The organism is Bacteroides coprosuis (assembly GCF_020741705.1).
Lineage (GTDB): Bacteria > Bacteroidota > Bacteroidia > Bacteroidales > Bacteroidaceae > Bacteroides_E > Bacteroides_E coprosuis.
Genome location: NZ_DYYK01000171.1, coordinates 1 through 11,099 on the forward strand (window position 1 = coordinate 1; position 11,099 = coordinate 11,099).

At 34.0% G+C, this 11,099-nt stretch carries 9 protein-coding genes and 1 pseudogene; 4 read left to right on the forward strand and 6 right to left on the reverse strand.

Going from position 1 to position 11,099, the window contains the following annotated elements:
* The 4 genes and pseudogenes from K8V80_RS10140 to K8V80_RS10155 form a co-directional block, all read right to left on the reverse strand.
* A pseudogene (locus K8V80_RS10140) lies at positions 1-175 on the reverse strand (YggS family pyridoxal phosphate-dependent enzyme); the annotation flags it as partial.
* 15 nt (positions 176-190) lie between these two features.
* Entirely contained in the window at positions 191-673 is a 483-nt protein-coding gene (locus K8V80_RS10145) for a DUF4494 domain-containing protein (RefSeq protein ID WP_040310123.1), read from the reverse strand.
* Between the two features lie 111 nt (positions 674-784).
* On the reverse strand, positions 785-1,318 hold the full coding sequence (locus K8V80_RS10150; protein WP_276777647.1) for an FHA domain-containing protein: 534 nt from the start codon (positions 1,316-1,318) through the stop codon (positions 785-787).
* 9 nt (positions 1,319-1,327) lie between these two features.
* Positions 1,328-2,404 carry an SPOR domain-containing protein gene (locus tag K8V80_RS10155; RefSeq protein ID WP_276777649.1) on the reverse strand — a complete coding sequence of 359 codons (1,077 nt, stop codon included), beginning with the start codon at positions 2,402-2,404 and terminating at the stop codon, positions 1,328-1,330.
* Between the two features lie 379 nt (positions 2,405-2,783).
* Here K8V80_RS10155 and K8V80_RS10160 point away from each other — a divergent pair, with 379 nt between their 5' ends.
* Together K8V80_RS10160 and K8V80_RS10165 are read left to right on the forward strand one after the other, a co-directional pair.
* Entirely contained in the window at positions 2,784-4,097 is a 1,314-nt protein-coding gene (locus tag K8V80_RS10160; protein WP_276777650.1) for a UDP-glucose dehydrogenase family protein, read from the forward strand.
* Between the two features lie 96 nt (positions 4,098-4,193).
* Positions 4,194-5,021 carry a DUF4738 domain-containing protein gene (locus K8V80_RS10165; protein WP_006744387.1) on the forward strand — a complete coding sequence of 276 codons (828 nt, stop codon included), beginning with the start codon at positions 4,194-4,196 and terminating at the stop codon, positions 5,019-5,021.
* A 90-nt stretch (positions 5,022-5,111) separates the two neighbouring features.
* Here the strand turns inward: K8V80_RS10165 and K8V80_RS10170 are convergent, their stop codons facing one another.
* On the reverse strand, positions 5,112-6,326 hold the full coding sequence (locus K8V80_RS10170) for a DEAD/DEAH box helicase (RefSeq protein WP_006744388.1): 1,215 nt from the start codon (positions 6,324-6,326) through the stop codon (positions 5,112-5,114).
* Positions 6,327-6,432: 106 nt separating this feature from the next.
* On the reverse strand, positions 6,433-7,668 hold the full coding sequence (gene serB / locus K8V80_RS10175; protein WP_276777654.1) for a phosphoserine phosphatase SerB: 1,236 nt from the start codon (positions 7,666-7,668) through the stop codon (positions 6,433-6,435).
* Between the two features lie 270 nt (positions 7,669-7,938).
* Here serB and K8V80_RS10180 point away from each other — a divergent pair, with 270 nt between their 5' ends.
* A complete protein-coding gene (locus K8V80_RS10180) occupies positions 7,939-8,451 on the forward strand; it encodes a thioredoxin family protein (protein WP_276777656.1) in 513 nt (170 codons plus the stop codon).
* A 409-nt stretch (positions 8,452-8,860) separates the two neighbouring features.
* On the forward strand, positions 8,861-10,747 hold the full coding sequence (locus K8V80_RS10185) for a hypothetical protein (RefSeq protein ID WP_006744391.1): 1,887 nt from the start codon (positions 8,861-8,863) through the stop codon (positions 10,745-10,747).
* The last annotated feature ends 352 nt before the right edge of the window (positions 10,748-11,099 follow it).

Here is an 11,099-nt window from a genome sequence, read left to right on the forward strand (position 1 = left end):
GAAGTTCTTCGTGTTTAGCTATTAATTCTTGAGCTTTACTTTCACCAAAGATACGTTGTCCTGCGTTGTAAGCTTCGCGAATATCATCTACACTATGGTATTTGGAAACAGCAACTAAGCGTACTTCTTCAGGAATTTGTTTTTGTATCTCTTTCAGATTTGTAGTAATACTCATATTATAAAAATCTATTTATTCTTGATCTGTTGATTCTAGTGAAACTTCAGGTTTATCAGCACCTTTATAGGGGTAAACATCCATAATAGGAGTTTCTGCTACTGATGAAATTTGGTAGTCGGCCATACTGCCTTCCATACCTTTATCTAGTTTTTTAATTGCATCTCTTAAATCTGCAGCTTGAACTAGCATATAAGTTGATGATTTTTTTTCTGCTCCACTTTTTTCATCAAGTGTGATGAATGTGATTTTGCATTTGAACCAGCGGTCTGCAGCTTCTTCAGAGCTAAAGAAAATTTCACTATACTTGGCTCTTTTTATGTCTGAAACTGTGAATTCTCCAGAAATGAAAGGAGTGATTTCCTCTATAATTCTTGCTTCAGCTTCAGTAAAGCTTAGTGCATCGAAAAGATAAGGTTCTGAAACTTTTTTGCTAACGCCATTTTCCATCATTTTTTCATAGCGTACTTTGCATTCAAACCAGTTATTCATCATAATTTAACTTCTTCTTTTAAATATTAAAATGTAACGCAAAGGTACAAGAATATTTTTGGAATCGTTGACCCCAAAGCATAAAAGAAGATAATAAGATGCTGCTGTTATCTTAAGCTATTGATTGTCTTCATCCTTTGTGTAAAGGATAAATGTTGTAGCTCCTGTAGTAATTACTTGGCCTGGTTCAATGATTTTTTTGTCACCTGGTAATATTTCGTCAGCCCCTAGGAATGTACCAGTCATACTGTCATTATCCCATATAGTAAATACCAGTTTATTTTCTTTGTTTTTCCCTACATGTATTACTGTATGCCTTCTGTCCATGCTCATATCGCCAGTTTCAATTGGAATTGTAACTGATGATCCAGGTGAACGACGTCCTATTAAGTTCTCTCCTTCTTGAAGAGGAATCAGCTGTTTGAAAGTAAATACATTTTCTATGATAGAAATATATCCAAATGGAGCATCTATATTATCAGGAGATAGTACTTCGTCTTTTCGTGTTGATTTAAGAGAACTCTTACCTAAGCGAATGCGAAATTGTTTTCCACATTCATCGCAGACAAAAACCAAAGATTGACCTGGTTCATATTTTTTCTCATTAAAATAAAGATAGTGATCACACTTGGGACAACGTACTCGTTTCATAAGCTATATTTAGTTTGCTTGAAAAACCCAAGCATTTTGGTAAGCAGAGTTTTCTGTTACTTTAGATAATAATTGATATGCTTCTTCCTTAGTTGTAAAGCATGCAGCACTTACTCTTGTGGGTCCTTGTTTGCTTAAAACCTGAGCTTCTGCATAGCCTTGTTCTTTTAATTGATTAACAAGATCCTCAGCATGCGATACTTTTATAGAGCTTGCGACAATGATATGAAAAGGCTTGTTTTCTGTTTTAACTATAGGCTGTATAGAGTTACTACTTTCTTCTGCCGGAATACTTCTTTCTGCTAATACTTCTTTTTCTGAAGGAGTGATACGAGAAATAGTGATTGTTTCAGGAGATATCTCTTCTTCTTCTAGTTTTACTTCTGGTGTAGATTCTTCTACATGAAGGGGAGTAGTAGTAATATTAATCTTCTTAGAATGACTCCATAATTCAGTGGGAACTACTTTGGCATAGTTTGCATCAATGATTTCTGTATTTTCAATTGGAGTTGAAAATAAGAAAAATGACATTATAGCAATGAATGAAACAGCAACGGTGCCAATATATCCAAAAGAAGTAGTTTTAGTTGGGATGAAAGTTTCCTTTTGTTGAGTCTTTTTACTGTCTGTAAACAAATCCTTATGTAAATAGCTAGCTTGTATCTGATTGATTTCTAGCATTTCAAAAGATTTTAGTCCATACAAAAGAGGACAATCTAAAGCATTTTCTCTTGCTTTAAATGAATATTTATTATTAGCGTCACAATACAATGTACCAATACCTTCTAGCTCGGCTATTCCATTTTCCTCTAGTGTACTACGTAGATTATCAATAGCTTCGGTTATTAACAGTTGAGCCTTTTGCATACTAATCTTATCAACAGCCATATATGACTGAATTAGTAAGCCATCATTTAAGTTTAACTGATCGTTGAAGCCAATGGTGCGAGTAGGAGGTATGAAGAGATTGTTTTTCTGATCTCTTATGGCTGGCCTATAGTGTGCTATAAAGCCACCAAAGCCAGGTATGATTGCAAAATCACTATCTAAAAGTAATTTGTGTAAATGTCGTGCCAATTCATTCATGGTGCAAAAATAGTGCTTTTTATTTTATAAAGCCATCAAAAAATTAAATAAGTTATAAACAAAAAATGTTGATGACTCCTGTATTCATCTAAGGTTTAATTAACTCTTTGGAACAGTATATTTATAAGGTTATATAAGAATGCGATGTTGTTCTAAGAGATATATGAGGAAGATAATAAAATGTATTTAAGTATCATAATTTTAGCAGAGTATTATCTCGATGATTTTGCAGATAAAAAAATGTATAGTCGATTATATTTTCTATTTTTGTCTAGCCTTTAACTATTATATGGTAAAATATTTCATTAATTATTTGGCCTACTTGTAGTTATGCTGTATAAAATATAAGGTACTTGAATATAATTAGGATTATATAAATATGAAGATAGCGATTGTTGGAACAGGATATGTGGGGTTAGTAACCGGGACTTGTTTTGCCGAAATTGGTGTAAATGTAACTTGTGTTGATACCAATATAGATAAAATTGAATCTTTAAGAAGAGGAGATGTTCCAATTTATGAAAATGGTTTAGAAGATTTAGTTAAGAGAAATGTAGAAGCTGGGCGTCTTCATTTTAGCACAGATTTAACTCAATGTTTGAATGAAGTTTCTGTTGTCTTTATTGCTGTGGGAACTCCACCAGATGAAGATGGTAGTGCAGATTTAAAGTATGTTCTTGAAGTTTCCCGTACTATAGGTTGTAATATGAATAAACATCTTTTGGTTGTTACTAAGAGTACTGTACCTGTAGGAACCTCTATAAAAGTACGTCAGGCTATACAAGAGGAGTTGACAAAAAGAAATGCGACAATAGAGTTTGATGTGGCTTCTAATCCTGAATTTTTAAAAGAAGGTAATGCCATTGCTGATTTTATGAGTCCTGATAGGGTAGTTGTAGGGATTGACTCAGACAAAGCTAAGTCGATAATGACAAAGCTTTATAAGCCATTCTTATTAAATAACTTCCGAGTTATATTTATGGATATTGCTTCAGCTGAAATGACTAAATACGCAGCAAACTCCATGCTTGCTACTCGTATTAGCTTTATGAATGATATTGCTAATTTATGTGAGTTGGTTGGCGCTGATGTGAATATGGTGCGATTAGGTATTGGCTCAGATACTCGTATAGGTCGTAAATTTTTATATCCAGGCATAGGCTATGGTGGATCTTGTTTCCCTAAAGATATTAAAGCTTTAATCCGAACAGGGCAGGAAAATAAATATAACCTGGAGGTTCTTGAAGCTGTAGATGCAGTGAATGAACGACAAAAACGAGTTTTATTTGATAAGTTAAAGGATTATTATAAAGACGACTTAAAAGGAAAAACCATTGCTTTATGGGGGCTGTCTTTCAAACCTGAAACGGATGATATGCGTGAAGCCCCTTCTCTGGTAATTATAGATTTACTATTAAAAGCGGGTTGTAAAGTTAGAGTATATGATCCTGCAGCAATGGATGAATGTCAAAGAAGAATTGGTGATGCTGTATTTTATGCTAAAGATCATTATGAAGCTGTGTTAGAAGCTGATGCTTTAATGTTGGTAACCGAATGGAAAGAGTTCCGTTTGCCTTCATGGGCTGTAGTTAAGAAAACAATGAATCATGCTGTTCTTTTTGATGGAAGGAATATCTATGAAAAGGAAGAGCTAGAAGAGAATGGTTTTGACTATTTTTGCATTGGTTTGTAATATTATTATTTGTGAGGATGAATAACTTATGAATTGCTTCTCTTTCCTTTAGATTACAATTATTATTATCTATATTTAGTATATAAAGATTATCTGATGAAATTAACATTACTCTTATTTTTGGTTATGTCTCTTTTCTCTTGTGGACAAAAAACAGGTTCAGAGAAAGAGGGAGATGGTGTTAAACCTAAACTGAAAGAAAATATGCAGGCTAAAGAGTTGTTGCAAGGAGTATGGTATGATGATGATTCAGGTACACCTCTTCTATTAGTAAAAGGAGATACATTGCGTTTTATAGATCAATCTGATTCTTCTATGGAGTTTATGATTGTAAAAGATAGTTTGTATACTTATGGTTATGATGTTGTTAGTTATAAAATAGATAAGCAATCTCCTTATGAGTTTTGGTTTCACTCTTTATCTGATCGAATTGTAAAATTGTATAAGTCAGAAAATTTAGAAGATTCTTTGTTTTTTATGGATAACTTCCCACCCGAACCTATTCCTATTTATACGGAAGTTGTTCAGAAAGATTCTGTAGTCTTTTATAATGACCGAAGATATAGAGGGTATGTTTATATTAATCCATCTACAATGAAGGTTAATAAACCTACTTATTCAGATGAAGGAATACGTATTGATAATATTTTTTATGATAACGTAATCCATATCTGTGTTTATGAAGGACAAAATAGTCTATTTGCTAGAGATGTGTTGAAAAAAGATTTTCAATCCTTAGTTACTGATACTTTTTATGAACAAGCTGTTTTAGCTGATATGGATTTTGATGGGGTAGATAAAAATGGCTATCATTTTACTGCACGGCTAGGTATTCCAGAAAGTTTTACTCATAATCTAATATCAGTGACAATCAGTTTCGAGGGAAAAATGAGTTTAGCACTGAAGGAGTTGAAGATGGAATAGAAAATAAATTAGATACAGAAAAAGGCGTTGCAACGCCTTTTTTTATGTTTTAAAATGATCTAAATTCATCCATCTTTTTTTGATAAATCCTTATTTCCTTCTAGATCCTCTATTCTTTTTAAATCCTCCTTTATTACTTTGTGTTCTCCTTTTGGGAGTATATTCAGGAGCGTCACCAAATTCTGTAGGAATAGGTATCTTAAAAATGTCTTTTTCTAGAAAATCTTCGATTTCCAAAAAGTTTTGTTGATCCTTTGTGTTGACAAAGGTTATTGCAACACCATCATTGTTTGCCCTAGCAGTACGACCAATTCTATGTACATAATCTTCACTGTCATTGGGTACATCGTAATTTATCACTAAGCGAATGTCATCTACATCTATTCCTCGAGCAATAATATCAGTTCCTACTAATATATCTATATTGCCAGCTTTGAAGTTTTGGAGCATTTCCTCTCTAGTCTTTTGATTTAGGTCAGAGTGAATTTCTCCTACTTTTAGATCCATTTTTTTTAGCGCTCTAGCTACTTCTTTAACTTTAGCTTTAGAAGAAGCAAAAACAAGAGATTTCTCTGATTTACTTTTAGAGAATAGATCATTGATGATATTTAGTTTTTGGCCTTCATAGCATACATAAGCGGCTTGGAGTATTTTTTCGGCAGGTTTGGATACAGCTAATTTTATTTCTTCTGGATTGTGAAGAATGTTCTGTGCTAGTTTTTGAATTTTATCGGGCATGGTGGCGGAGAACATTATAGTTTGTCTCTCCTTGGGTAAATATTGCGCAATTTGCATAATATCATCAAAGAAGCCCATATCAAGCATCCTATCTGCTTCATCAAGTATGAAGTGTTTCACTTCAGACAAATCAACATAACCGAGTTTTAGGTGAGACAATAGTCTGCCTGGAGTTGCGATAACTACTTCGGCTCCCATTGTAAGACCTCTTTTTTGCTGTTCAAAAGCAATGCCATCACTTCCTCCATATATAGCCACACTCGAGACAGATAGAAAATAGGAGAAGCCCTCCATCTGTTGATCTATTTGTTGAGCGAGTTCTCTAGTGGGAGACATGATGATGCAGTTGACTTTATCTGGTATGTGTTTCCCTTCCGATAGCTTATCTAGTATAGGCAATAAGAAGGCAGCAGTTTTACCTGTACCTGTTTGCGCTACTGCAATTAAATCTTTGTTTTCTAAGATGATTGGAATAGCTTTTTCTTGAATAGGAGTTGACTCCTCAAAATTCATTGCATCGAGAGCTTCAAGAACGCTATCGTGTAAATTGAGTTCGGAAAACTTCATAATATGTATTTTCTCTTTTTATACAAAGATAATAGTTAATGTAGCGAGCTACAAAGTAAGTTGATGCTTTTTGTTTCTACAACTATAAATAAAAAGGAAAGAGGGTTTATAAGCGTCCTAAATCTTCTAAGTGTGAATCTTTAAAGCCTAAGAAATAGAGTACTCCATCTAAACCTATTGTATTGATAGATTGCTCTGCATTTTCTTTTACTTTGGGCTTGGCGTGAAAAGCAATACCAAGTCCTGCTTCATTGAGCATTGGTAGGTCATTTGCTCCATCACCTACAGCTATGGTCTGGGCAATATCTACCTTTTCTTTTGCTGCTATTTCATGAAGTAATTCAACTTTTCTTTGTCCATCCACTATTTCACCTAAATAATGCCCCGTTAATTTGCCTTCTTTTATTTCTAATTGATTGGCATATACATAATCTATATCATATTTTTTTTGCAGATATTTACCGAAATAAGTGAACCCTCCCGACAAAATAGCCACTTTATAACCATGTTTCTTGAGTACATACATTAATCTATCAACACCTTCCGTTATCGGTAGATTCTCAGCAATTTCTATCATAACACTTTCATCGAGCCCTTTGAGAAGAGAAACTCTTTTTTTGAAACTTTGTTTGAAGTCTATTTCCCCACGCATGGCACTAGCTGTTATCGCTTTTACCTGATCTCCTACACCTGCTCGCATAGCCAATTCATCAATTACTTCTGTTTGAATAAGTGTAGAGTCCATGTCAAAACAGATAAGCCGACGCATTCGGCGATACATACTATCTTCTTGTAAAGAATAATCTACACCCAAGTTGCGAGATAGAGCCATAAGCTCTTTTTGCATTTGTGTTGGGTTTAATGGAGTACCCCTTAGAGAGAATTCAACGCAAGCTCTAATGTTTGATTTCGTTTCATCGAGAGGTATTCTACCCGTTAGTCTTTTAATCGTATCTATATTAAGCTTTTGCTTAATAATAATCTGTGTAGTTTCTGCAATTTGTTGGGCCGTAATTTTTCGTCCAAGAAGCGTAAGAATATATCTGTTTTTACCTTGTTGGTTTACCCAGGAATTATAATCGTGTTCAGAAATATTTTGGAAATGAGATTGAACTCCTAGTAAATGGCTCTGTTTTTTTAATTCTGATAACAAATCATCTTCTTTTGATTTGTCAATTTGACAAAGAATTCCGAGTGTCATAGATTGATGAATATCTGCTTGACCAATATCTAGAACAGTTGCATTAAAGTCTGCCAATGTCTGAGTAATGATATGCGTTAAGCCAGGTCTATCAACACCTGCGATACGAATTTGAATTAATTTCGAACCTTTATTTTCCATTTTCCAAATTATTTTTTGTCTTTACAAAAGTAGCGAAAATAAGCTGATAGTCGAGTTTTATGCTTGCTTTAATAAGTTACATAAAGTGTTTATTAGTATTAATTATTTGGAAGTTAGTATTTTAATTCCATACCTTTGTAGTCGGTTTCGAAATTGAAGGTACTGATAATCAATACATTTATAGGTATAAGTGCCTTCGTGATAAATAATATTTCGGGATGAAACCACTGTTTCGGCAGGCCCGGATAGTACTAACTAAATTCGAGTTACATGAGACATGTAAAATGGATTTTTGTTGTATTACTAGCAAGTTCCTTGACTTCTTTTGTAGACAAAGGCAAATCTACCGGAGGTTTGAATGTGGGTGATGTAGCCCCTGATATTGATATCGAACCTACATCAAATAAAGCAAATAATGCAGATTTTTCTCTTTCTGACGTCAAAGGAAAATATGTATTACTTAGTTTCTGGGCCAGTTACGATGCACAATCCCGGATGCAAAATATAAAAATGAGCAATGTGCTAAAGTCAACTGATCTCAGTATTGAGATGGTCTCTATCTCTTTTGATGAGTTTTCGTCAATATATAAAGAGACATTACGTATTGATAATATAAATACATCTAATTGTTACTTAGTGCCAGATGGTAACAAATCTACGATTTATAAGACGTATAAATTAGATCGTGGATTTAAAAATTACTTATTGGATGAAGATGGCGTGATTATAGCCAAAGACATCACGGCTGCTGAGCTTCCTACTTTATTGCGTATGGCATCATAGTATTATACTGATGCGAGAGCTTTGAAAAGGGAAGGCTATAATTTAAGGGTTAAAATATAAATTTTATACTTGCAAAATTAAACTCTTAAATAGGTTAATAAGGAAATAAATACAACAAAATAAAACCGTTGACAAAGAGATTATTCTCTATGTTAGCGGTTTTTTTATGCTTTCAAATTTGAAATATATTGACTAATATTTCTTTTAAAAAAAACATATATTATACGAGTAACTCACTTAATTTCATTAATTTTGTGCGTGCTGTCTAGAAGGTACTGCTATATATAATAGCAATTATTTTAGATAGACTTTAAATTATTCTAATTTATTGTTCAATGTACAATCGTTTTCACAAGACATTTATTCCTTTAATTCTGCCTATGTGCGGACGATTTATTGCTAACCTACAATGAAAGAACTAAGACATGAATGTGGCGTTGCCATGATTCGCCTACTCAAACCTCTAGAGTATTATCAAGAAAAGTATGGAACTTGGATGTATGCCATCAATAAGCTCTATCTGCTTATGGAAAAGCAACATAACAGAGGGCAAGATGGAGCTGGTTTAGCCTGTGTTAAACTAGAAACAGAGCCTGGAGAAGAGTATATGTTCCGAGAGCGAGCCTTAGGTTCCAACGCTATTACTGAAATCTTTACTACCGTTCACTCTAACTTTAATGGATTAAGTTCCGAAAAACTGAATGATGTTGCTTGGGCTAAGAAAAACCTCCCTTTTGCAGGAGAAATATTCTTGGGACACCTTCGTGATAATAGTACGGGGCGTGTAGGTATTGAATATGTACACCCCTTCTTGCGTCGTAATAATTGGAGAGCAAAGAATCTGGCTCTATGTGGTAATTTTAGTATGACCAACTTAGATGAGATTTTTACACGCATTACTGCGATTGGACAGCATCCACGTAAATATGCAGATGCTTATATTCTTCTTGAACAGATGGGGCATCGCTTGGATCGAGAAGTGGAAAGAGTTTTCGATTTAGCAGAAGCAGAAGGCCATACTGGCATGGCTATCACCAATTATATTGAGAAGAATATAGAAACAGCCAATGTACTTCGTTCTAGTTGCAAAGATTGGGATGGTGGTTATGTTATGTGTGGGTTAACAGGTAGTGGCGAAAGTTTTGCACTGCGTGACCCATGGGGTATTCGACCAGCTTTTTATTATATGGATGATGAGATTGTTGTTTTGGCATCAGAAAGACCTGTAATCCAAACAACATTAAATGTCCGTGCCGAAGATGTGAAAGAACTAAACCCTGGACAATCCATGCTAATTAGCAAAGATGGAAAAATCCGTTTTAGAAATATCTTAAAAGCACATGAAAATAAGGCTTGTTCTTTTGAGCGTATTTATCTTTCTCGTGGTAGTGATGTCGATATTTATAAAGAACGAAAACGACTTGGAGAGATGCTTATCCCTTCTATCTTGAAGGCTATAGATGACGACTTAGATCATACTGTGTTTTCTTTTATTCCTAATACAGCAGAAGTTGCATTCTATGGTTTGCTTGAGGGATTAGATATCTATTTAAATAAAGATAAAGCCAGACAAATTGCAGCTTTAGGTAATAAGCCTACTGTAGAACAAATGCAAGAGATCTTATCACACCGTATTCGCTCTGAGAAAGTAGCTATTAAGGATATCAAGTTGAGAACATTTATTGCTGAGTGTAATAGTCGAAACGATTTAGCTACTCACGTGTATGATGTAACTTATGGTAGCTTGGTAGCAGGAGAAGATAATTTAGTTATTATTGATGATAGTATAGTAAGAGGTACTACTTTAAAGCAAAGCATTCTTAGCATACTAGATCGATTGAACCCCAAGAAAATAGTAGTGGTTTCCTCTTCTCCTCAAGTGAGGTATCCAGATTACTATGGTATCGACATGACACGAATGGATGAGTTTATTGCTTTCCTTGCCGCTGTAGAACTATTAAAAGAACAAGGCAAGGTGAGTGTCATAGAAGATGCTTATAAAAAATCAAAAGCACAAATTAATAAGCCTCGCCAAGAAATGGTCAATTATGTGAAAGATATTTATGCACCATTTACAGATACTGAAGTAGCTGATAAAATAGCAGATATTGTTAAACCCGCTAATCTTCATGCCGAATTGGAAATAGTTTATCAGCCTATAGAAGGCTTACATGAAGCTTGCCCTAATCATAAAGGCGATTGGTATTTCACGGGTGATTATCCTACTACAGGAGGAGTGAAGTTATTGAATCAGGCATTTATTAATTATGTAGAAAAGAATTTCGATTTTAAATAACAGATATAAGAATAAGAAATAGAGATAAGTGGGGCTTCCTATAAGTGGTAGCCTCACTTTTTTTATAGTCTGAAATTTAATTATCATAAATTGAAAATTGCTATTTTATGAACTCAATAAGAGATAAAATAAAGTTTATAAACTCCCTTATTTACTACTGCGTCATTCAATCATTTTATCAGGGTTAAGAGAGTGTCTTGACTAAGTCATGACATCATCATGTCGGTGTCAAAGTAATCTTATTGTTGAGTTTTTAGTGGAGTATCTTTTGTGCTTTTATATAAAACCTATTTATAGAATAGAATAGTTTATTCCTTTTTTAATCTCTTTGAGTAAGCTTGAGAATAAGTTT

What these genes read in the sequence shown, in the direction of transcription:
- K8V80_RS10185 (WP_006744391.1), top strand. Translation starts at nt 8,861, where the DNA reads ATGAAAGAACTAAGACATGAATGTGGCGTTGCCATGATTCGCCTACTC.
- K8V80_RS10155 (WP_276777649.1), bottom strand. Translation starts at nt 2,404, where the DNA reads ATGAATGAATTGGCACGACATTTACACAAATTACTTTTAGATAGTGAT.
- serB (WP_276777654.1), bottom strand. Translation starts at nt 7,668, where the DNA reads ATGGAAAATAAAGGTTCGAAATTAATTCAAATTCGTATCGCAGGTGTT.
- K8V80_RS10150 (WP_276777647.1), bottom strand. Translation starts at nt 1,318, where the DNA reads ATGAAACGAGTACGTTGTCCCAAGTGTGATCACTATCTTTATTTTAAT.
- K8V80_RS10180 (WP_276777656.1), top strand. Translation starts at nt 7,939, where the DNA reads ATGAGACATGTAAAATGGATTTTTGTTGTATTACTAGCAAGTTCCTTG.
- K8V80_RS10165 (WP_006744387.1), top strand. Translation starts at nt 4,194, where the DNA reads ATGAAATTAACATTACTCTTATTTTTGGTTATGTCTCTTTTCTCTTGT.
- K8V80_RS10170 (WP_006744388.1), bottom strand. Translation starts at nt 6,326, where the DNA reads ATGAAGTTTTCCGAACTCAATTTACACGATAGCGTTCTTGAAGCTCTC.
- K8V80_RS10160 (WP_276777650.1), top strand. Translation starts at nt 2,784, where the DNA reads ATGAAGATAGCGATTGTTGGAACAGGATATGTGGGGTTAGTAACCGGG.